The organism is Bradyrhizobium sp. JR3.5 (assembly GCF_054057015.1).
Genome location: NZ_JBSRYV010000002.1, coordinates 1,095,518 through 1,118,004, shown reverse-complemented (window position 1 = coordinate 1,118,004; position 22,487 = coordinate 1,095,518). Strand labels below are relative to the sequence as shown.

Genomic DNA, 22,487 nt, shown 5'->3' with positions numbered 1-22,487 from the left:
TCAGTCTTGACGCGGGAGGCAATGGCGGTGCTGGGAAACGGTTGCGCGCGGCTAGGTTGCCGATCAAGTCATCTCGACGATCATTACCGAGGCCGCCTTGAACTCGGGAAAGAGATCTTGCGGGAGGAGGGTCAGGCCAGGCAGATTGAGATGGAGCAGCCTCATCCAGCTTTCGAATGACGCCATCAACGACCTCTGCCGGGTATGGTCCGGTGTCTATGGCGAAATGCCGGCATTGTGGCTCAATAGGTGTAGCGGTGCGCCAACAAGCCGTTCCGCGACCTTGGCGGTGGCGCGCGGCACCGTCCGACGAATGCCTAGATCTACCTGGACATGGTTGTCTGTCTCCAAATCCCGCCGACATCGCCCGCCACCGAAGGGGTGCCGCGTGCAAGTGAAGATACGCCGGCCCTCTTCTGAAAGCAGTTTTCCGGTGGCATGACCGATGCCGCGCGAGGCCGTGGCAAGCAGGAACGTGTTCCGTTGTCCCAGCGTGGTGCAGACAGGCGACCTCCGGCGAGGCAACCGCATTGTCGATTGACGGATCGAGACCCAAACGCGACTCCCATCTTGTTGCCGTCGCCAAACTTCATGGCGCAGAGAGCCGGTGCAGGATTTGGGCCAGCACTATAGAAGGGGCACTCTCGCGTCTTTTTTGATGCAATGTGGCTTTCGAAGACAGTCGGAGGCGGGTTTCAGACATGAAGCGCGCTTGTATTCTGACAGAATGCGCACGTGGCACAGGCCACAGGGAATTGCCTGTTTCGGCAAGGTGATCGCTCGCCCGGCCGCTGCCATTGTCTGAGCGGCCACGCTCTGGTTGGATTTGTCGATGCAGAGCCTGCGAGTGACCGCGCCCGGACCTGCCGGGCAAGGCTCGGCGATGGGCTGATAATTTCACGTCGAGTGAGGTTGACTGGATCACACAGCCGGAGCGCTCGCCGCTTTGAAGCGTCACTCAGAGCAGCGCAAGCGTCGTGGCTCGACCGATTGTCGCAGGGAGGCAGATACGTGGCGATCGTTGTGAGCGATCGACCAAATAGCGGCGGATCACAGATACGGCCGGCGACTATTGTGAGCGGGGCGTAGGGCCGAGGCAGTGATCGCGGAAGCGCAAATCTGCACCTGGCAGCACAAAGAGCCAATCACCACTGAATTCGTTGGGCCGGCTTCCCGGCGGGACTCGCTATCGCTGCGTTCTCCTTGATGTCAGCTCTGTTCGGATCGAGCGCGCGAAACGGCCTCTTCGATGGATGGATCTGGCCGAAGGCCGGCTAAGAAGCCTCGACCGCCTATGGCGCAACAGCGGCGTCACAACTTTCATCCCCTGCCGGCTGCGCCGTCATTCCTCGCGAAACAAGAAAGTTCCTCCTTTGCTGTCGAGCCCCTGCGGGGTGCGCCGTAGATCGCCTCCGGCCTGTCGATCACCATTGAGGCCGCAAGGTGCGGGCTCGGAAAACAGAGATCAAGGAGAACTACCATGGCGACCATCGGCACCTTCAAGAAGACCGGCAACAACGAGTTCAACGGCGAAATCGTCACCCTCTCGCTCCAGGCCAGGAACGTCCGCATCATCCCCGAGACCAGCCGCTCGGGCGACAGCGCCCCCAGCCACCGGATCTATGTCGGCCGTGTCGAGATCGGGGCCGCCTGGTCCAAGCGCTCCAACGAGGGCCGCGATTATCTGGGTCTCAAGCTCGACGATCCGAGCTTCACCGCTCCGATCTTCGCCAACCTCTTCGCCGACGAGGAAGGCGAGGGCTTCAGCCTGATCTGGTCTCGCCCCAGCCGTCGCAACGGCGACATTTTCGCCGTTAAATCGATCAGCATTTTCTTCGATTCCGCCAAGCGCTTTCGCGCGGTCGGGATGTCTTTCGACGCGATCGACGAGAAAGCACCGTTGAGTTTCGATAGAGCTGGAGCAAGTAGGTCGATGCTGGCGCCCCGCCGATCTCCGAGGGAGGATGCCTCTGAAAGCAGGTTGCTCGCCTGAAGAAGGCGAAAGGCCTGAGCCAGCTTGGTAGCCGCGCTCATTTCTTCGCCTTTAGCCCGATTTCGACCAGCCGGCGGACAGCCTCGGAGCGTGTAACGCCGTTTGCAACGGCCCACGCATTGAGATCGTTCATGAACTCGTCTGAGAATCTGAAGGTTCGCGACGGATCCTTACCCGTTGCCGGCACGCCCGGCGGGTTTTTCCTTGCGGTGTGATGCGCTGTCCCCCTAGGCTGCCCGTTATTGCTTCAAAGGGAGAGAGCGACGTGGCGACAGGTACTGTGAAATGGTTCAATCCAGTCAAGGGATTTGGATTCATCCAGCCCGACAATGGCGGCAAGGACGTATTCGTGCATATCTCGGCCGTAGAAAAGGCCGGCCTCAGCGGCCTCAACGAGGGCGCCAAGGTGAGTTACGAAGAGAGGGAAAACCGGGGCAAGACGTCCGCGGAAAATCTGAGAGTCGGCTAACGATGGTCGGAGGCAATTCCCCGCCGGCATTCGCGCCCGGCGGTTTTTTCTTTGGTGACGGCGGCGCCGTTAAGCCGCGGGCGGAAAACTGGCTAGGCGCCAATCACCAACGGCGATATGCGCGGTGATACCCGTAACCCCGATGCACGCCATAACCATAGCGGCGAACACCGTAGCCGTACCGTCGGTAGGCGGGCGCGGTGCGGACACAACCGCGCGGGCCGCAGACCACGGCGACGTTCTCGACGTTTGAAGCGGCGGAAAGTGGGGCAGCCGGCATAGCGGACGCTGTTCCTCCCGCGGCAAGGCTACCGAGTGCCGCAAGTCCAACAAGTGCAAATTTGAGCTTCATGGTTTCCCTCCTCTGGCATTCTAGGGCGTCGCGCACAGTAGGAGGGTCAATGTGAACCGGGGATGAGCGACTAGGGATGGCGCCGCGTCGGCCTCTAAGTTGGCGGGCGACTATATCGCCTTTGATGACGACAAAAACTTCGCTCGCGCGCATGCTTTGCGAACGGGCGAGGTTGATTCGGCCAGGGAGCTGGAAGCCCTAGTGTCGCTGATGGGACTTGGTGCTTGCGCCTTGCTGCTCATTGCCTTTTGGGGGCTTACGGCTCGACAGCACACAAAGATACGCAGTCGGACTTTGGTCCCGCGGGCGGGGTCGCTGATCTTACGGCTTCTCAGAAAAGTACGCCGCCGGGCTCGAAATATAGCGTCCCGGCGGCGATCTGTTCTTCCAGCCCTGGGCCCTGAAATCCCCAGTGGCGGTAGTCTAGCATGATCCGGGACAGATGAATGTGACATCGTTCATACAAAGTTAACGGATGAGGAGCCGGCGCCAAGGGCCCGTGCGCTAAGCTCCTCCCCGAAACGCGACCGCGCTGCGTCCCCAACCCGCGCGACACGCAAACCCGCGCACGTTCGTTTTCACCACTGCGTGACCGCGCTCGTGCAGCAGCGCGCATTCAACTATAGGATTACCAATGTCAAACGATTTAGTCGTCCAGCTCGGCGCTCGGCTCGACCAGTTCGCCAGCGATATGAATCGTTGCCGCGGTCAAGGATGCGAAAGCGCGTCGCGTACTCGCCTAGGTCTTAATCCGGAAGCTTGGCTAAGCCAGCATTGATCACTGCGACTTCCGCACGCACTTCACGGGCCATGCGCCCTGTGACTGTGTGCGGGTTGTGATCGAGCCCGGAAACTAATCTCTGGCGATGTTCGCGAAGTTCACACAAGGCGTTGCGATCACAAAGCTTGACGTAGATATCGACCGTTCGCTCTATTGTGTTCACGCGCCAGTTCTCCGCTTAAGAGACAATCGAAGCAATCCAGGATTCTCTCGCCGCCCTCAACGCGCCTCGGCGTAAAAGGTTTCAAGCGAGGAAAAACTTTCTGGCGGGGCCGTCAACGTAGGTCGTTCGCTAATGTCGACAATCTGGTAGCTTCGCGATCGCGCGACGAAGTATGATTTCGACCGTGGCGGGGCGGCTTACCTCGAAGTCGGCGCCGCATGGCTGCGGGGCGGGAGTGATCTGAGGCTTGGCGAAGCGGGATGCTACCACTCGTTAAGCAGTCGTTCGATCTTGACGAGTAACGCCATTTCAGCCGCACCTGCGTCGAGCTTCTTTTTCGAGCGCCGAAGAAACACACTAAGCTCCTCAGCAAAATCAAACGATCTAGCGGGTGATTTTGTGGGAGCGAACCTCCAATAGGGCGTTTGAGTGGCTGCACCGAGGCGGTGCTGCAGCCGCGATCGATCAAACAGCAATTTTCCATCGTCGGACATTTTGAGGCTGGAAAACTCGACGAACCGGCAACAGGGCGCAGCCGGAACGCGTATTTCGAGCCCGACGGCGTATTTTTTTGGGCTACCCCTATATCGGTTTGTCGGGCCAGTATTTCGATTTGGCCGAAATCCGATGCCGCGCCTCCGCCTCGGTCGCGAAGTCCCCAATATGGGAATCTGGACCATTTCCGGTCTTTACCGAAACGAACCAGCGACCGCCTTTCGCCTGTCGTGGCTCAAATTGAGGAAATGTCTTGTTCATGCCTGCCATATGTGGCGCATACGTCGAGATACCAGACCTCGTATGGCGGCTTACATATTTGTCACGTGGAATCGTAATCGCCAGCGTCCAGTCATTCAACCATCATCAAGAAATCGCTCTCGCGAACGATCCTTATCGCGACGCCATCGGCAATCATCGCTTCCGCCTTGCGATGCTTCGAACTTTTTTCTTGTCCCTTAGCAAGCCGCAGATCCTGATCTCCGACAACCAGGATGGTAATGTTCTTGCTTACGGAATCTGCAACCTTGCACCCTGCGACAGCCGCCATCTGAGCGGCTTGAGCCGCGTTCGATAGATAACGCGCTAGTAAAAACGATGGTCTCACCGAATAGCGGTCCATCGGGATTGCCGTCTTGGGAATGTCTTTTCCAGTCGGTCTTGCGCTTAAATGGTCTCGGAGGCAAACCGGCGACACCCTCATATCCGATGTCATCAATCCACGCCTGGAGGCTGATCTTTGTATCGGTGATTGCGCGCGTAACGATTAAGCCGGAGGCTCTCGCGTCTTCTGCCGCGTCATGATGCTTGAACTCGATGCCGAATGACGTGGCGAGATTCTTTAGACCATAGCCGCCATTTGATCCGTACCCGTCCCAGGCGCGCCGAGCGACCTGAAGGCTACCGAGCCAGATGCAGGGGTGTCCTCTTGTGGCTGCGGCTCGTGCGAGCGCAGTCCGGTCAAATGGGCTATGATGCACGATTGCTGTGTCAGTGAGTGCGCCGCTTATTACAGGAAAAACCTTTGCCATAGCCGGCTTGCCCGCAACGTCTTGTACGTGGCGCTTCTGACGACGCAGGTCTACGTGCGCTTGCGCAAGCCGAAGGCGCTTGCGGTACCCGACGTCGCGGAGGGGGCCGGCGCCGCGGTCGCCCGGGCCGCGGAGTAAGCCCCAGTGCCAACGGGGCGCCCAAACGACGGAGCAGCCTCAACTCGTCTGCACACGCGAGCCTGATCAGCGGTCCAGCACCAGCAACGATCAGCGTTACAGGTTTCTGTCGCCCATGTAATCACTCAGCAACTTGCTTCTCGGACTTGCGCCTCTGAAACCTCAGAGCTTCCAGGTGTTCGATAGCCGGTTTGGCACCCGAATCCCCTGTCAAGGAGCGCTGTTTGATAATCTCGACGAGCTTCTGATTACCCCGCCTGCGCTTGGTCCGTGCGAGGTATCTATCAGGGGGGCTAGGTCTGGGGTCGGCGCTACGCTTCGAAGCTGAAATGTTCATCGGTCCACCCAGGGTGGACCAGAGGTGTTGATCCGTCACCGTGACTTTATTATCGGCCTCACGCCGGCCGGCTGAAATTCGACACAGGGCCATCATTCACGACGGCAAGCGCTCACTTGACGAGTGGACAGAGCTCAGCCATCGCATGCTTCTTTAGCTTGGCAAGGTTGTCGGCGGCTTCCTTGGAAAAGCGCCAATGCGAATATCATCGTGTGGCCCTCGATATTCGAGAAGAACCGCCGCGCTATCCTCGCCGCATCCTTGATGGGGTCTGCCGGAAAAAGTGCAAAACGCCAACGGCGTTCATTCATCTGGTGGTCGATCAGGTCGCCGATCTTACAGCGGAGATGAAGTGCATTTCCGGTCTCGATGCAGCGTTCCCCGCTGAAAACGGGGCGAGGGGACGAAGCCAAGTATGGTGGCAGCGGCTTTGACAGCCGTGAGGCCAAAGCATCGCGTCATCCAGCCGCGCGACACGTACAGACCGGATTTGCATATCGATACGTTGAAGGTGCGGATTTCCGGTGAGCTGCCGCTAAACTATTGTATATAAGAGATTTTATCCTTCCACACGAGCTCTGTCTCGACGGTTCGCCGCAATTGAGTTACAGCTTCCGGTAGCAAGGAAGCAATGACTAGAACCGAGTGATCCTTTCCCAATCACGTCGTTTGGACCCACATGGCCGTTCCACTTCGCAAGTTGAAAGATGGGGTCTTGTATCAGCGCAGGCTGCTGATTGAGAATGCGATTGATGATCTCGTGAAGGTGTCGCGTTCGGATCAAGTAGATCGCTGTAAGATCACCGACCCATCTGATCCCGGTTATATTCCGACGGAGTGCCTACTTCACTTGATCCGCGGGTGTCGCTCCGACGACTCCGACCATTTCTTCGCAATGATATTCCGCACACTAAGGCAACGGATCCTCGCTCGATTACCGAACCCGGCGATAAAGGGGGGCAGTGAGGGTAAGTCGTTGGTTTCGCAGCGGAACATGGCGATCAATGAGCATGTGGTCGATCGATTTCAGGGGATGCTTGTCCAGGATCGGGCCGGATATGATGAGCGGCTCGATTACTACGAAGTAAATTTTGATGCCGCTTTGGCTACCCTTCGTCTGGACGGTCGAAAAAAGGGCCTAAGAGAAGAAAAGCGCTCGGAATCCATTGGCTATGACGATGAAACCAGTGAACTCAATGCTGAGGTGGAGAAAGCCGCGGCAGCCCAGAATCCAGTATCCGAGTCAAAACTTGACGATCCTGTTTACCGGTCACTGCTTTACGCCGCGATTGAATCATTACCGGACAATCAGCGCCGCGTGATCGAACTATTGCTGCGCGGAATCCAGATAGATTCTCAGGAACCCAACGTTCCTACGATCGTCCGATTCCTCGGTTGCACGGAAAAGACTGCCCGGAACCGCCGCGACCGAGCGTATGCAGCGATTCGGAAGGCTCTCGAAACGGAGGAAGACGCATGAGCACAGCAGATACAGACTCCCTTCTTGAGCATGTGCTGTTGGCGTTTGCCGTCGAGCCTTCTTACGATAAAGCGACTCTTGAGCGCTATCTTTCGCGTTATCCGCAATACGCGACCGATTTGGTTGATCTCTTGAGCGAGCTTAGGCTCTCTTCCGAAGGGATCGTTCATACCACAGATGATGAATCTGCAGTACAAAAGGCATGGGATGCGTTTACTGCCACGCCGCCCCGCGCCGAACGTCCCCGCTTAGTCGAGAATCCCTTTACCCTGTTTCAGGGGCCTTCCTTTGTTGCCTTAAGCGACCGAGCTTCGTATTCGCCGTTCTATCCTGATTGCACTAAGGGACCGGATCGTCATTGCGACATCAATTCCCAAACCCTTCCTAAGGCGGCTAGCCATAGCGACCCGTTCAACGACCGAAGTCCTTCTTGAATATCTCGATCAACCCACGACCGTGGCTCCCGGGGCGAGCTATAAGTCGGACGGGAAGCCCGAAGCTCCCGCCAAGATCGAATTCGAGCGACTCCTCATTAACTCAGGTGTCACCTCCGAGGAGAAAGACGATATTTTCATGTCGTCTACCTAGATGGACACGATCGAAATCACACGCCAGACAGCCGAACGGCTGCATCTTGCGGCCGCGCAAAAGGGAGCCAATCCCTGGCAGCCTTACGCCTTCGCCTGTGCCGAAGCTCTTCGCCGGTCGATTGCCGTCGAGAAGCTTCCGACGGGGGATGCGCGCTTGCGCGGCGCGCGTGCTTCATACGACCCAGGCGGACTGACCATTCTGCACGAAGATGCCGGCAATGATTTTATGAATGCGTTTCTTGTCGCGCATGAGATCGGGCACGTTGAATTCGGCGGGGCTGGAGAGAGCACGCTCTCTTATGAGGTGAGCCCGATGCGCCCGGCGGAGGCGGCGCCCATTGGTGTCGATCGGGTTATTGACTATGGCCGCCGCGAACGCCGCGAGGTCCAAATGGACCTGTTCGGGCGAGAGCTGCTCTTGCCCCGATCCGTTGTGCGCAAACTTCATCTCGACGAAAATTTGACGGCAACGGCCATTGCGCAGCGGCTCGGTGCGCCCTTCGATGTTGTGGCACAGCAGTTACTAGATGCTCTTCTACTTCCTCCCGTTCGCTTAGATACGGATGTCCATGCGGAAAAGTCGCTCAACCCCGAGCAACGTTTTGCGGCCGAACATTGGGGTTCACCTTACTTGCTTGAGGCCGGTCCTGGTACGGGAAAGACGCAAACCCTAGTAGGTCGGGTGGAATGGCTACTCAAGCACAAGAAGATTCCTGCAGACCAGATCCTTGTGCTGACCTTCTCCAACAAAGCGGCCGGTGAACTCTCAGATCGTTTGGCGGCCCGAATCCCTGCAGCCGCCGCCGCAATGTGGATCGGTACATTTCACTCATTCGGCCTAGACATTATCCGTCGTTTTCACGAGCGCCTTGAGCTTCCCACGAATCCTAGGCTGATGGATCGTACGGAAGCCATCGACGAGCTGGCCGATCAGTTTCCGCGCTTGGATCTGAAACACTATCGCGATGTATGGGACCCGTCGCTTGCGCTAAGCGACATCCTCGCTGCGATTTCGCGTGCGAAAGATGAGGTAACATCACCGGAGCGTTACGCCGAGCTTGCCGATGCCATGTGGGAAACTGCTGCACCGGGTGAGACGAGAGAGGCGGCTGAAAAATGTCAGGAGGTCGCCAAGGTTTATGCAGCATACGAAGCGTTGAAAATTGAGCGTCAGTGCCTTGATTTCGGCGATCTCGTCGCGCTGCCGGTAGGACTGATTGAAACGGATGAGGAGGTGCGTGCGCAACTCCGCGCTCGCCATCGCTATGTTCTGGTTGATGAATTCCAAGACGTGAATCGGGCCAGTGTGCGCCTTCTTAAAGCTCTGTGCGGGGACGGGACAAACCTCTGGGTCGTCGGCGATGCCAAGCAGTCCATTTATCGCTTCCGGGGCGCGTCGTCTGTCAATATTGCGCGGTTTGCCACTAAGGATTTCCCAGGTGGTCAAACCGGCCGCCTCAAAGTGAACTACCGGTCGACCGAAGAGATCGTGAGCGCGTTTGTCGCGTTTGCGGAGCATGGCATGAAGGCGGCGGCGGGCGCAGACGTGAAATTGAAGGCGGAGCGCGGTCCGTCCGGTGTGAAACCGAAGTACTCCGCCGTCGACATGGCTCCGGACGAAGTCGCGGCCATTGCCGAAGCCATCGAAACTCAGCGGGCTGCAGGGATTTCCTATCGAGACCAAGCCCTGCTCTGTACAGGTAATGAGCGCCTTGGACGAATGGCGGCCGAGCTGGAGAGCATGGGAATCCCGTTGCTGTTCCTTGGCAGTCTCTTTGAGCGAGACGAAATCCAACAGCTGCTCTCTCTACTCTCGTTGCTGATCGACCGACGCGCGATGGGCCTTGCGCGTGTGGGAACAATACCGGAGTTCCGGCTTTCGTTGGCGGCTACCGCAGCGGTTATCGCCCACTTAAGGGAATACGAGGGTGAGCCGCTCGCTTGGCTGAGGGAAGGTGCACCGTTGAGCAGCGTCTCCGCAGATGCGACCCCTGCGTTGACGCGGCTGCGAGATGTTCTGAACGGGTTCGTCCGTGCGTCGCCCCCTTGGCAGGTGGTATCGACGGTTCTCCTCGATCGCACGCGGTTTGCGGCTGCTATTGCGAATTCTGACGATGTCGCGGTCCGTGCGCGGGGTGTAGCGATCTGGCAATTCATGAATTTTGTCCGGGCACAGCCGGCGGCAGCCGGGCTTCCGATTTCGCGTCTTCTCGACAGAATACGCCGACTTGTTTTGCTCGCTGATGAGCGGGATCTCCGGGAGCTGCCGGCGGCTGCACAGAGCATCGATGCTCTCCGCGTCATGACGATTCACGGGAGCAAGGGCCTGGAGTTTCGCGCTGTCCACCTTCCGGGTATGAATGCTGATACAATTCCGCGTTCGCCCAACCAGATGCGCGGGTGCATACCTCCGGATGGCATGATTGAAGGTTTGTCGGGCACCGCCGTCGATATTCTGAGGAAGGGTCACGTCGAAGAACAAGAGTGCTTATTCTTTGTTGCGATGTCCCGGGCGAGAGACCGCCTTCTTCTGTATTCGCCGACCAAGGCTAAGAACGGGCGGCGGCGCGATCCTTCCGAGTTTCTGGCTCGGCTCGGGTCGACAATCGTCAGCGGGCACGTTCACCCGCGCCAGGCAGTTCCCCCAGATGTAGATGCCGCTCCCGTTCACCTCAGTTTCCCAGCGGGGATTGTACTCACGGATCACCAGCTCGCCTTGTTCCAGCGGTGTCCTCGCCGCTTCTTCTATACGCATATTCTTGAGATCGGTGGAAGGCGAACCGAAACCCCGTTCATGCAGATGCACAATGCCGTTCGGTCGCTCGTCGAATGGTTGACTGCGGATCCAACCCTCACGCCGTCCGCCGCTGAGCTTGATGCTCGCCTTACTGAGGCATGGGATTCGCGGCGGCTCACGGACCATGGCTATTCAGAAGATTATCGCCGATTTGCCAAGCAATTGATTGATTTCTTTGTATCTTCCCGCACTGGCTACGCCCGCGCCATACCCACCGAGATGCGCTTTCGCGTTGGCGCCAGTGAGGTCATTGTTCGTCCCGACGAGGTGCTTACGGCACCGAACGGCCGGAAGCATATTCGGGCGATCCGGACCGGCCATGCCGGCTCCAAGGATTTTGAGAACATTTCGGCGGGCGTCTTTACGCTCGCAGCGTACAAGGCCTTTCCGGGATGTACCGTTGAGTTCGTCCATCTCGGTGACGGCACGATTGGCGCCGTAACCATGACGGACCGGGTCTTAAACAATCGGTGTGCGACCGCCGAGGAGTTTATCGCTGAAATCCGCGCCGGGCTGCTTCCACGGAAGGAATCCGCGCGTATCTGTCCCCGTTGCCCGGCTTTTTTCATCTGTGGCCCCGTGCCCGACGGCGTGCTCGAAAAAAAATTCTTTGTAGCTCCGACGGACTTACCGGTCGGCCTTCTTCGCATCGATTGACCCTTTGAAGGCAGGCGCAGGGCCATGCCTTACGGCGGATCTAGTGGCCGCCGGGCCTGTCAAGGCGTGCCTAGCCGGGATGACCTGCCAACCTATGAGGAAAGTAAGACATGAGTACTGCTACAGCAAAACGTGCCCCGATTGGCACTAAGGCCCGCACCGGAGAAGTATGCCCGGAGAGCGGTGTTTGGAAGGTCGACGGCTCGCCGAGCACGACCGCACCCATCGCGAAGGGCAACCGGATGCCCCCCTACGACGGCAAAGCCGTCACCTGGGTGCTCAACCAATACGCCTAAGCCTGAACGCCCGCTTCGGCGGGCGTTCACCCTTTCACTGCGAAGAACCGGTTCGCAGAAGACAAAAACGAAATGGGCATAACTGGGCTTCCCGCTAGGCCAGGAGCACATTGCTCTCTACTCTAGCGAGAATTAAGGGGAGGGCGTCTACCATGAAATTCATCCATTCATCCGATCTCCAAATCGGCAAGGTTTTTGGCTATTTCGAGCCGGAGGTTGCGAGCGCCCTGCAGGATGCACGTCAGGCCGTCGTTCGGACCCTTGGGGAGGCTGCGGTTAAATCCGGCGCGACGGCGGTCCTCATTTCCGGCGACATCTACGAAAAACAACAGATGTCTCAACAGACCTTGGCACGGGCCATTGAGAACATGCGCGCGTTCAAAAGCGTTCAATGGCATCTCATGCCGGGAAACCACGATCACTTCCGTGAAAACGGACTATGGGATCGGATTGTCCGCATGCAGCTCCCCTCGAATGTGACCGTGCATACGCAGACGGGTGCGGTGCAGATCGCGGACGAGGGTGGCGCTCCTATCTTTGTGTTGCCTGCGCCCCTTCGTTTCACGTCGAGCGCGGACGATCTCACGGCCTATATGGATAAGGAGGCAACGCCGGAAGGTGCGATCCGTATCGGCATGGCGCACGGCTCCATTCAAGGCTTTGGATCAGAGGGTGAAGCCAGCAACTACGTGGCGCCAAGCCGCGCGGACAGCGCGGGCCTCTGCTACCTTGCGATGGGTGACTGGCATCGGCAGATGCGGGTGAACGACCGTTGCTGGTATAGCGGCACGCCCGAGGCCGACCAGTTCAAGCTTCCGCCAAATCCCGTCTCCTCGCACTGCAACGGCGGTTCGGCGCTTCTTGTCGAGGTCAACAGCTCAAATGCATTGCCGGTGGTCTCGCCAATCCCGACAGGCCGTTACCAATGGCACAGGGTCGAGAAGGTCCTGACCGAAGATGCACAAGTGGATTTGCTCGAAAGCGAGCTTCGTGCGCTCGATTCAGACCTCAGCAAAATCGTCGTCGATCTCCGGGTTACGGGCGCGGTGTCTCTCGCCGGCCGTAAGAAATTTGAGGAACAAATCCTCCAGAGCGTCGGAGCTGCGCTTCGCGGCCTGCGCTTTGACGAGGCCGGCCTTGTCCTCAATCCGACCGACCAGGATCTCGATGAGATCGATCACGGCGGCTTTGTGCGCGTGGCAGCAGACCGCCTCAAGGCCATGGCTGCAATCTTATCCGATCAAGGCCAGGCGTCGCTTGCCGCCCTTGCTCTCAAGCGTCTTTACATCGAGCACCTTCGTCAGGGGACACGGTCATGAAGATCCGATCGATTGAGCTTACCAACTTCTGCAAATTTGTCGGAACCATCCGCGTCGACAACATTGGCGACAACGTGAATGTCTTGGTGGGGCGAAACGAGTTGGGCAAATCGACCCTGCTGAAAGCCATCAACGGCGCCACTCTTCGAAAAGGCCAAGTCGACGGCTGCGCACGTCAAGGCGTTTCGCCACTTCGTCAACGGCACCGTGCCCGAAGTGAAGCTCGCCTTCGACATCGACGGCAAGGGCTGGACCATTCACAAGCGTTTCGCGGGACAAGCTGGTAAGTCAACCTTGACCTGCTCGGATGGCCGGCTGTTCGAGGACGACGCAGCGGAGGCGGAATTGCAGCGCCTTCTCGGCTTTGCCGGCAGTCGCAGCGGCGGCGAGCCTGGTATCTGGGGAACGCTTTGGGTGCAGCAGGGGCAATCCTTCGGTGATGCGGCGCTTGACGAGCATGGCCAGCGCACCATGCAAGGCTGCCTGGAAGCGCAGGTAGGCCTTGTGACAGGTGGAACGCGAGGCCAGAAAATTCCGAAAGCCATCAGAGACGCCCTTGAAAAGCTACGGAGTTCGAAAGGACCGCGCGGGAAGTTCAAGGACGCAATGGATCGGCTTGCCGAGAGCAAGCAGGAGACCGCCGACCTCGAAGCGAAGCGGCAGTCAGTGTTTCAGTTGATGGAAGATCTTGCGCGAAATAAGCGCGAGCTTAAACAGGAAACGGATAGCTGGGACGACGCGGCGTACCGCCTGGAAGTCGAGGCAGAACGGACCAAGCGCACGGTTGCCGCGACACACGCTGCCGAGCTTCGAAGTGCGATGGACGCGGCCAAGCTCGCGCGCGAACGCGCAACACAAGCCCGGAGATCGGTTGATGATCGCGCCAAAGCCGTTGCAGAACTGGAATCGCTCGAGTTGCAACTCAGCGATCTGAATACGGCAAGCGCCGGCGCTGTTGCTGCGAAGGCCGACGCCCAGGCTTCCGTCGATACCGGCGAAGCCAAGCTCTCTGATCTTCGCAGTGAAACAAGCCGGAACGCCGAACGAGCGCGGAATCTTGAGCGTATCCGTGCCATTGTGTCGCTGAATGCGGAACTCATCCAGCATCAGCTGACCCTCGATAAGGCCGCTTCGCTTGAGTGCGAGGCGGGAAAGCTTTCGGAATTGATCGGTGCTACTGCGACGACCGATGCCGCCGTAACGAGGATCGAGGAGGCCGTTACGGAGCTATCGGCCGCGGATGCAGCCGCGAACGCTGTTGCGACCACTGTTTCATTCTCCCTGGAGGAAAGCGCGCTGCCGAGTGTTGCCTTAGACGGCAAAGCGCTCGATGCATCCGCAACATCGATGCTAATCCTTGGCAAGACAGTAATCACCATTCAAGACGTGGGCGCGATCACGGTAGAGCCTCAAATCAAAGATCGTGCCGCCTTGGTCGCACGCCGGGACGCCGCCCAAGAGGAAGTGAAAGCCGCTTTGGAGACTGCAGGCGTCATGGATCTAGCCGCCGCGCGCACGGCGGCGGCCCAGCGCAAGGAATATCTGCGGCGTTCCGCAGACGTCGGCAAGGAGCTGGCAAATCTCGCTCCCGGAAATCGGACGAAGAAGTTGGCGGCCGGGCTGGAAGCTCTCAAGGGCCATTTGGGCGAGTTGCGCGGCCGGCTCAGAGTTGAGATGGAAAAATGCGGACTTGCGGAAATTCCCGGCGAAGATGATTTGACAAGCGACATTGCCAACAATCATGCAGAAGGCGCGCGGTTTGCTGCCGAAATCGAGACAGCTGAGGCTGAATTGGCAGGGCCTCAGGACGCTCTCGCCCAGGCCGACAAAAAACTCCTGAGCGCGCGCGAACGTCTTGCTGGGTTGAACGGCACGATCGAGACCAAGAAAGCGGACCTAGCAGCTGGACGTGCCGGCGCCAGCGACGAGCAGCTCACCGCAAACGCAGAGAGCCTTGAACGTGACGCCGTTGCGAGGGATGAACAGTTGGCAGAGAAGCTGCGCGGTCAGGGCGAAACAGTGGAGGCTATCGACGCCCGAATTAAGCGGCTCGAAGGCGCCGCCGCCAACCACCAGCGGTCGGTCGCAAATCTCGGGATTGAGGTGACACGCCTTACCGCGCTGATCGAGGCTAACGAAGGCGCTGGCGTCGAAGAAATGCTTCTTGCCGCCGAGGCTGAACGTGATCGCCTCACGAGCGCCGTAGCCGAATTTGAGAACGAGGCGGCTGTCCTAAAACTCCTTTCGCAGACATTAGAAGCAGCCGAAGGTGAGGCAAAGACCCGCTACCTCACGCCGGTTATCAGCCGTGTAGAGCCCTACCTGAAAATGCTCCTGCCAGGAGCCAATATTGTTCTCGACGAGGATTTGCGCATCGCCGCGATTCAACGTGCCGGACAACGCGAGGATTTCGATGTACTGAGCGGCGGCACGAAGGAGCAGCTCGCCGTCCTCACGCGGTTGGCGTTCGCCGAGCTGCTGCTCGGCCAGGGCCGGCCGGCCACGGTCATCCTCGACGACGCGCTCGCTTTTTCAGACGACGACCGCATTGAAAGCATGTTCGATGTCCTGATGCGCGCTGGCGACAAAGTGCAGATTATCGTTTTGACCTGCCGAAAGCGGCTTTTCACCCGGCTTGGTGCCGCCCCGTTGGAAATTCGGGAGGCGGCGTGAGGTTTGGGCTGTGCTCGGTGCCAACTGAATGGCGTCGGCTGTTTGCGGGAGGTATGCGGAAGTGGATAGTTAACAGCAAAATAACCTCGCGAGAGTTGTGGTGCTACGATCATACCAGTTGAAGGGGCGCCTAAAATACGCAACGATTCGCTCTAAAGCTGTCCATAACTTTTAGGGGTCCCGCTCGCCGTGCCCGCCCAAATAACTGTAGAAGACGAACTGGCCGCACGGCGGTTGGCGGGCCTGCTTGATTACGTCGAGGCGCTCGTCAAGCTGGATGAGCGCGTTGCAACGCGACTGTCGCAGCACAAACTCGCCGATGGATCCCATTTCGCTCTTCACCAGCATGAAATCGTAGGACTTCCTGCAATCCAGTGCGATACCAGTGACGCTGACGGCCCGATCTGGTTGCGGGTTCAACGCCTGCAGCGCACGACGCCGCCGGCGATTGACGGCGCCGGCAAGGAGTGGATCGAGGTTTCTAACGATCCGCTTCGCGTTCCGGTTATACACGACGCACTTCATATCCGTGTGCCCGAGGCGGAACAGCAGCGGCTAATAGCGACCTGCGAAGCACGCCCGGAAGATTGCGTCCCATCACTGAAAACGGAGAAATCAGATACCCCCAACCAAAAGTTCTACGATGTTATGTTGCGTCTGGGGGATCGGCCGGCGCTTCAAGGCGCGCTTGAACAATACTGTGCCGGCCCCTGGTCGCTTTGGTCCGAGGTAGAGAAGCCGCGAAGGCGATCCATCGCCGTTTATCAGCGGCTCTTCGAGATCGCACAGCGATTACTCCAGTCTGGCGGCAGTGAATCGATCGAGTTGGTGTGGGGAATCGGTCTAGCGCGATGGAAGCACCTTTCCGAGCTCGTCGACCTTCCAATGATTGAATGCGGAGTTGAAATTGAAATCGCCGAGACGGGCAACGCCGACATTACCGTTCGCCCGCGTAGCGGTGTGACGCGCGTTGAACTTCGGCCGTTTGAGAAGCTCGCCGGCGCGCGATTTGTGCTGGCGGAAGACGCGGCGCGGCGCTGCCTTCGCTCGCTGGAAGGGCCAGATAATGAAGGAATCTCCCCGTTCCGTGCGGAGACCTTTGAGCCCATCCTAAAAATCTGCGGTGGCCAGCTTGACCCCGAAGGCCGGTTTCTTCCCGACCACCGTTCGCTGCCGGCATCTGAGCCGGTTCCTGAGCCCGAGGGAGAATATCTGACGGTGAGCGACCGTTACGTGCTGTATGCGCGCCGACGGTCGAGCAATTCCGTACTGCGTGATATCGAGCGTCTCAAGAAAGAAGTGTCTTCGGAGGACAGCAAGCCGATTAAGATTGAAGGTGCGGCCCGAACGCTGGTCCTGGGTCCCACCGACGGTGTTGACGACATGTTCAAGCCGTTGGGAGACCGCTTGGGCGCAGCCGGCGAGGTCCAACTGGACGCAGAGGAGGGGGCGGTTGACCCGGATCATGGCGACCTGTTCTTTCCCAAGCCGTTCAACGACGAGCAGGTCGAGATCATTCGCCGCCTGGAGAAGTCGGATGGGATCGTGGTTCAGGGGCCGCCAGGCACCGGAAAAACGCACACCATCGCGAACATCATTAGCCACATGCTGGCGACGGGACGGCGCGTCCTTGTCGTTTCGCATGGAGAGACTGCGCTACGGGTCATTCAGGACCAACTGCCCGAGGGTGTACGCGATCTTGCAATCAGCGTGACAACATCCGAACGCGAGGGGATGAAGCAGGTCGAGAAGGCGATCGGCCTCATGCTCGGGGTAGTTAACACGATCGATACGAACCGCGCGCGGCAGGTGAACATTATTCGCGACCTTGAGGCCAACATTCTTGCGGACAGAAATCGCCTTGGCGAAATCGATGTGCGTCTTGCAAAAATTGCGACCCAACATCTCTTGCCGATACCTGGCTCTACCGAACTGCCGTTTGAGGCCGCCAAACGGGTGATTGAGGACAAGGCGCGTTATACATGGTTTTCGGATCGGCCGGTGCGATCGTTTTCGGAAACGGGCGTGACCCTGGCCGAGATCGACGCGCTTTTCACAGCGCGCAGAACGGTCAAAGGTGATCTCAAATACCTGGGAGAACAATTTCCTAGCCCCGCCAACTTGCCAGATCCCGAGACTGTGCGTGCCTGGCATCTCGATTTGATTGCGGCACAAGCCCTTACAGCCGAAAATGCGGCTTCCGAACCTTTAACCCGGCGCGCAATTGCAACGCTTGGCATCGACAAGGCTGCCGAGCTTGGCGAGCGGCTGCAGCGCCTAGCGTCGAGCATATCCTCTCTCCGGGACCAATCCTGGGCATGGACGTTGACCGAGGCCATCCTCGAGCAAACGGCAATGGCCGGTCGACTCGAACCTCTCGCGCATGCATTTTTGGCCGACGCGCGCGATTTAGTGGCGCAGCGCGCGCCATTTATTGCAAGGCCAGTCCATCTCCCGAAGGAATTGCCGCCTGCAAAACAGCTCTCTCAAATTCTGGCAACCCTCAGCATCGGAAAGAACCCGTTTGGACTGATGGCCTTCGGCACCAAGAGTCATCAACCCGTTTTTGAAGCGGTGAGAATTTCAGGCCTGCGGCCTACCACGCCGAACGATTGGCAACACGTTCAGCGATTCATTGAATTCTGCAGTGCGGTCACGAGCCTATCGGCGCGTTGGGAGACGCTCAAGGTGGAGCTATCAGGGCCAAACGATCTCTCGTTTGCGGTAGAATCGGTATTCCTGCTCGATACACTTTCCGACACGCTCCATGCCTGCCTGACCGGCGTGCCTGGCCAAATAGCCGAAGTATCGAGGCAATTGTCGGTGGCCCTCGGTAATCGCGATGAAGCGAGCGCGATTTTGCGGCATCCCACGGCGACTGCCGCCTTCTCTCAGGCATTAGCACATCACGTTTCGTCTGTAAGGCTGGCCGCCGTCGCAAAGAACGTTGCAGAAGCGGTGGCACAATTCGACGGCAGCAAAACCGATCTGGCAGGATTTGCGCGGCAACTCTTGACCGAACTGATCGGAAAGCCGAACGCGGATATCGAACGGCTGACGCGCGTGTGGCAGGGTATTCTTTCTAAACTAGGTCATGTTCGTGCATTAGGGCCTTTCTTCGATCGCATCACCAACACCTGTGGCGAACTCTCGAAGGCAGGAGTACCAGCATGGGCCGAGCGCCTACGAAGCGAACCTGCCAACGAAGCAACAGATCCAACAGCGCCAAAGGACTGGCGGGAGGCGTGGGAATGGGCGGCGCGGTTGACCTACCTCGAAAATATTGGAGCCACCAGTCATCTCGCCCAGTTGCATCAGGAGCGGTTGGAGGTAGAGAAGGCTCTTCGCGACGGGTTCGCCACGCTCGTGAAGGAAAGAACCTTCTTCAATCTTGCCGCTACAATGAAGGGATCCGCCAAATCCGCCCTTCAAGGTTTTGCCAACATTATTCGGCGTTTGGGGGCCGTGGACCGGGCAAAGGGTCGTACTGCATCGTCAGAACGCACGTCTAGCCATGCAGAATTGCTACGAGGCGGTACCGTGCTGGATTATGCCTACGTGGCGCGTCTCCGAACAGTTGCCTGCAACCCTCGCCAGTTTTGATCTCGTGATCCTTGATGAAGCGTCGCAGTCCGATGCGCGCGAATTACCAGCGCTCTTGCGCGGCAAAAAGGTGCTTGTTGTTGGTGACGACCGCCAGATCAGTCCGAGCTCTGCTTTCCTGTCGATCGCGAACATCGCGCGCCTACGACAGAATTTCCTTAGCGAGTTTCCTTTCCGTGCGGAAGTTGAACCGGGGTCTTCGATCTACGATCTCGCGCGCGTTATGTTCCCCGCCAAATTCGTCATGCTGAAGGAGCATTTTCGATGTGTCGAACCCATCATACGTTTTTCGATGCAATTCTATAATCAAGACCTGGTGCCGCTTCGCATTCCAAAGCCAAGTGAGCGGTTGGACCCGCCGCTGATCGATATTTACGTAGAGGATGGACAGCGCCGAGGAAAATCCAAGGTCAATCCGCGAGAAGCTGAAGTTATCGTTGAGGAGATTGCGGGGATCGTCGAGCAGGCGTCGGCTGTCGAAGGATCGGTGCGGTCAATCGGGGTCATTTCCCTTATCGGCGTCGATCAGGCTCTGCATATTCAGAAGCTTCTGATGGAGCGCATCGGCGAAGCGGCCATGATGCGCCATCGCGTTGTGTGCGGTGACAGTGCGTCCCTCCAGGGAGACGAGCGCGACATCGTCTTCATTTCAATGATTGCCGATCGTTCCCGCAAACAATCGCAGACATCCATTCAGTATCAACAGCGGTTCAATGTGGCATTGTCGCGGGCAAGGGATCGGATGGTGCTTGTGCGGTCCGTGAAAGAGGAAGAGCTAAATCCAAAAGACCTGAAATCGAAAGTGATCGGACACTTCCGCGAGCCGATGCTGAACGTCGTTAACCCTAGCTTGGACCTCATTGATCTCTGCCAGTCTGAATTCGAGCGGGCTGTGTTTATGGCACTTATCGAACGGGGATACCGCGTCATTCCGCAAGTGGGATCTGTGGGGTTTTCCATTGATATGGTGGTCGAGGGAGAAGGTGGAAGGCGTCTTGCTGTCGAATGCGACGGCGACAGGTATCACGGCCCGGAGCGTTGGGCGGACGACATGCGCCGGCAGCGCATCCTGGAGCGCGTAGGTTGGAGCTTTTGGCGCTGCTTCGGTTCCAACTACCAGATCGATCAACAAGGCGTTATGGACGATCTAATTCAGACGCTCGATCGTATGCATATTAAGCCGATCGGACTCGAACCGGTCAATCGAAGTTATTCCGAGCATCGTGCCATTTCGCCTGCTGCAGAAACGTCAGGCGATTTTGCGGCGACGCAGGTAGACAGGACAATCTCGGTAGCAGCCTTGCGAGCTGAACTCGATCCCACATCAAATGACGCTGATTCGGAATACCGATTAGCTCCTGGCGACCGCGTCGTCATCCGGTATCTCGACGTGGAACCGTCGCGGCCGGAATTTCTCACAATAAGCGACATCGCGGATGATCCGATCAATGGCTACCTGATGTTGTCCTCGCCGCTTGGACAGGCGCTGTCGCAAGGCTCGCCAGGAGATGAGTTAACCGTTCAGGCAGGCGAAAAAGAACGCGGTGTTCTGTTTGTTTCGTTGGAAACCGTGTCGGCTCAGGCAGCTTAGCGGACATTTCTCGCGTCGGTCTTGTCGTATTAAAACGAGGCCCAGCGAATTCCCGGTCGAGACCGCTAGATTCGTCGCGGAAAGTGCCGCGTCATGGAACGTGGCCACCCTGCGCAGCTAGGGCAAGCACGAAGGCTGCCCCACGAAGCTATACATTGCGTTGGCGCCGGATGGCCGCCAATTGCGGCTCGGCAGGACCGACGAACACAATATCAGACCATGACGGTGCGGCCCGCGTTCTGGGACACCTTGTGTCAGATTCCCATGCTGTCAGCAGAACGGAGCGCGCAGAGTATGGCCGGCCGACCACGCCAGTTGTGGCGCGGCAAGCGGGCCGTAGAGGATCGGATTTTGTTCCGCAGGATATCTATAACGCGGTAGTTCCGTATGATATGAAATGCAGGATATAAATAGGATATATCCGACAAATCGGATCATGAGCCACGGCCAAGCTATCCTCGACCCAACAAGACCGTGCCATCGAACTCCTCAAGGAGCGCGGCATCGGGCCCTTCCGAGGTTGCCACGGCAGGGATCACGGCCGCGACTATCGCCCGCATGAAGGAAAAAGGCCTCGTTGTCCAACTCGGGCGCGGTCTCTACCAACTGCCCGACGCGCCCATCGATACGCACCATTCCCTCGCCGAAGCCGCCAAGCGCGTGCCCAAAGGGGTCGTCGCGCTGACCTCGGCGCTCGCCTTCCATGACCTGACCGATAGCATTCCTTCGATGGTCTGGCTCGCCATCGGTCCCAAAGACCGCCAGCCCCTTCCCAACCAATCCAGCCATGCAGTTCGTTCGTTTCAACCCGGAGCGGCTTCAGGAGGGCGTGGAGATCCATACGATCGAAGGTTGCCCGGTGAAGAATCTTCAGCCCGGCCAAGACCGTCGTCGATCTTTTTCGCTACCAGCGGAGCGCCGGGACACGCTATCGTCACAGCACCCGGCCTCAACCTCGCGCTCGAAGGCCTGCGCGAGGCCCTGCGAACCCGTAAGGCCAAGCCTTCGGAGATCGCAGGTTTCGCACGCAAGGCGGGGGTTTGGAAGGTCATGCAACCTTATATGGAAGCGATGACCGCCAATGGCTAACCCACCCAAGAATGTCGCTGCCTCGGTTCGCACGCGGCTGCTTACGCTCTCCAGAGAGCGCGACCAGCCCTTCGACCTTTTCCTCACCCACTACGTGCTGGAACGGCTCCTTTATCGCCTCGGCTCGACGGATTATCGCAACCGCTTCGCTCTCAAGGGCGCGACGCTGCTCGCAACCTGGGTCGACAACCAGTTCCGGCCGACGCGCGACCTCGACCTTCTCGGCTCGGGCAATCCCGACGCGCTCTTGGCGATCTTCAAGGAGATCGCCGCCGTCGATGGCGTCATCTTCGATCCGGCCAGCTTCACCGTCGACCGCATCCGCGACGAAAACGAATATGGCGGCGTCCGGATCAAGGGCGACGCCACGGTCGATAATGCCCGCGTTCGCGTCGTAATCGATATCGCATTCGGCGACGCCATCGAGCCCGGCGTGCAGGAAACTGATCTCCCGGTGCTGCTGGATTTTCCGGCGCCCAAGCTGCGCTCCTATCCGCGCGAGACCGTCATCGCCGAGAAATTTCCAGGCGACGGTCGCGCTCGGCTTCGCCAACACACGCCTGAAAGACTTGTACGACGTCTGGGTGCTGATCCGCTCCTATAAGTTCGAGGGCGACACGCTGGCCCGCGCCA

18 protein-coding genes and 2 pseudogenes are annotated in these 22,487 nt (G+C 58.4%); 15 read left to right on the top strand and 5 right to left on the bottom strand.

From position 1 onward, the window contains the following. Nucleotides 1–63: 63 nt before the first annotated feature. A complete protein-coding gene (locus ACVWW1_RS22105; protein ID WP_429034180.1) occupies nucleotides 64–186 on the bottom strand; it encodes a hypothetical protein in 123 nt (40 codons plus the stop codon). Between the two features lie 30 nt (nucleotides 187–216). Then, nucleotides 217–531, bottom strand: a complete 315-nt coding sequence (locus ACVWW1_RS22100) for an SDR family NAD(P)-dependent oxidoreductase (protein WP_429034179.1) — start codon at nucleotides 529–531, stop codon at nucleotides 217–219. Nucleotides 532–1,480: 949 nt separating this feature from the next. Between ACVWW1_RS22100 and ACVWW1_RS22095 the strand changes: the two are divergent. Together ACVWW1_RS22095 and ACVWW1_RS22090 are read left to right on the top strand one after the other, a co-directional pair. Further along, nucleotides 1,481–1,804: pseudogene (locus ACVWW1_RS22095) on the top strand (DUF736 domain-containing protein); the annotation flags it as partial. A gap of 454 nt (nucleotides 1,805–2,258) precedes the next feature. Continuing rightward, complete coding sequence (locus ACVWW1_RS22090) at nucleotides 2,259–2,462, top strand: cold-shock protein (protein ID WP_429034178.1); 204 nt, start codon at nucleotides 2,259–2,261, stop codon at nucleotides 2,460–2,462. Between the two features lie 1,098 nt (nucleotides 2,463–3,560). On the opposite strand, the gene ACVWW1_RS22085 is transcribed toward ACVWW1_RS22090, so the two are convergent. From ACVWW1_RS22085 to ACVWW1_RS22075, 3 genes are all read right to left on the bottom strand, one after another. After that, nucleotides 3,561–3,758, bottom strand: a complete 198-nt coding sequence (locus ACVWW1_RS22085; protein ID WP_456657425.1) for a hypothetical protein — start codon at nucleotides 3,756–3,758, stop codon at nucleotides 3,561–3,563. Between the two features lie 263 nt (nucleotides 3,759–4,021). Then, nucleotides 4,022–4,252: a hypothetical protein gene (locus ACVWW1_RS22080; RefSeq protein ID WP_456657424.1), complete on the bottom strand. Its 231-nt coding sequence runs from the start codon at nucleotides 4,250–4,252 to the stop codon at nucleotides 4,022–4,024. Between the two features lie 353 nt (nucleotides 4,253–4,605). Further along, nucleotides 4,606–4,875, bottom strand: coding sequence for a hypothetical protein (locus ACVWW1_RS22075; protein ID WP_429031571.1), 270 nt, complete (start codon nucleotides 4,873–4,875; stop codon nucleotides 4,606–4,608). Between the two features lie 1,066 nt (nucleotides 4,876–5,941). On the opposite strand from ACVWW1_RS22075, the gene ACVWW1_RS22070 reads away from it, so the two are divergent. The 13 genes and pseudogenes from ACVWW1_RS22070 to ACVWW1_RS22010 form a co-directional block, all read left to right on the top strand. Continuing rightward, entirely contained in the window at nucleotides 5,942–6,193 is a 252-nt protein-coding gene (locus ACVWW1_RS22070) for a hypothetical protein (protein ID WP_456657423.1), read from the top strand. Between the two features lie 245 nt (nucleotides 6,194–6,438). Then, nucleotides 6,439–7,239: an RNA polymerase sigma factor gene (locus tag ACVWW1_RS22065; RefSeq protein ID WP_429031568.1), complete on the top strand. Its 801-nt coding sequence runs from the start codon at nucleotides 6,439–6,441 to the stop codon at nucleotides 7,237–7,239. Next, nucleotides 7,236–7,673: a hypothetical protein gene (locus ACVWW1_RS22060; RefSeq protein WP_456657422.1), complete on the top strand. Its 438-nt coding sequence runs from the start codon at nucleotides 7,236–7,238 to the stop codon at nucleotides 7,671–7,673. The genes ACVWW1_RS22065 and ACVWW1_RS22060 overlap by 4 nt, the downstream gene beginning before the upstream one ends. A 154-nt stretch (nucleotides 7,674–7,827) precedes the next feature. Continuing rightward, nucleotides 7,828–11,283, top strand: a complete 3,456-nt coding sequence (locus ACVWW1_RS22055; protein WP_456657421.1) for a UvrD-helicase domain-containing protein — start codon at nucleotides 7,828–7,830, stop codon at nucleotides 11,281–11,283. A gap of 110 nt (nucleotides 11,284–11,393) precedes the next feature. Beyond that, nucleotides 11,394–11,579, top strand: coding sequence for a hypothetical protein (locus ACVWW1_RS22050; RefSeq protein WP_456657420.1), 186 nt, complete (start codon nucleotides 11,394–11,396; stop codon nucleotides 11,577–11,579). 152 nt (nucleotides 11,580–11,731) lie between these two features. Next, nucleotides 11,732–12,898 carry a metallophosphoesterase family protein gene (locus ACVWW1_RS22045; protein WP_456657419.1) on the top strand — a complete coding sequence of 389 codons (1,167 nt, stop codon included), beginning with the start codon at nucleotides 11,732–11,734 and terminating at the stop codon, nucleotides 12,896–12,898. After that, entirely contained in the window at nucleotides 12,895–13,185 is a 291-nt protein-coding gene (locus ACVWW1_RS22040) for an AAA family ATPase (protein ID WP_456657418.1), read from the top strand. Before ACVWW1_RS22045 ends, ACVWW1_RS22040 begins: the two co-directional genes overlap by 4 nt. Beyond that, nucleotides 13,106–15,571 carry a hypothetical protein gene (locus ACVWW1_RS22035; protein WP_456660843.1) on the top strand — a complete coding sequence of 822 codons (2,466 nt, stop codon included), beginning with the start codon at nucleotides 13,106–13,108 and terminating at the stop codon, nucleotides 15,569–15,571. Before ACVWW1_RS22040 ends, ACVWW1_RS22035 begins: the two co-directional genes overlap by 80 nt. 189 nt (nucleotides 15,572–15,760) lie before the next feature. Continuing rightward, nucleotides 15,761–19,174 (top strand): AAA domain-containing protein, encoded by a 3,414-nt coding sequence (locus ACVWW1_RS22030; RefSeq protein ID WP_456657417.1) that lies wholly within the window; start codon nucleotides 15,761–15,763, stop codon nucleotides 19,172–19,174. After that, nucleotides 19,149–20,765 (top strand): AAA domain-containing protein, encoded by a 1,617-nt coding sequence (locus ACVWW1_RS22025; protein ID WP_456657416.1) that lies wholly within the window; start codon nucleotides 19,149–19,151, stop codon nucleotides 20,763–20,765. The genes ACVWW1_RS22030 and ACVWW1_RS22025 overlap by 26 nt, the downstream gene beginning before the upstream one ends. A 558-nt stretch (nucleotides 20,766–21,323) precedes the next feature. Next, the gene (locus tag ACVWW1_RS22020; RefSeq protein WP_456657415.1) at nucleotides 21,324–21,854 is read left to right on the top strand and encodes a type IV toxin-antitoxin system AbiEi family antitoxin domain-containing protein; all 531 of its coding nucleotides are present in this window, start codon (nucleotides 21,324–21,326) and stop codon (nucleotides 21,852–21,854) included. Continuing rightward, nucleotides 21,847–22,458 (top strand): nucleotidyl transferase AbiEii/AbiGii toxin family protein, encoded by a 612-nt coding sequence (locus ACVWW1_RS22015; protein WP_429031557.1) that lies wholly within the window; start codon nucleotides 21,847–21,849, stop codon nucleotides 22,456–22,458. Before ACVWW1_RS22020 ends, ACVWW1_RS22015 begins: the two co-directional genes overlap by 8 nt. After that, nucleotides 22,439–22,483, top strand: a pseudogene (locus ACVWW1_RS22010) (hypothetical protein); the annotation flags it as partial. The gene ACVWW1_RS22015 and the pseudogene ACVWW1_RS22010, both read left to right, overlap by 20 nt. Nucleotides 22,484–22,487 lie beyond the last annotated feature (4 nt).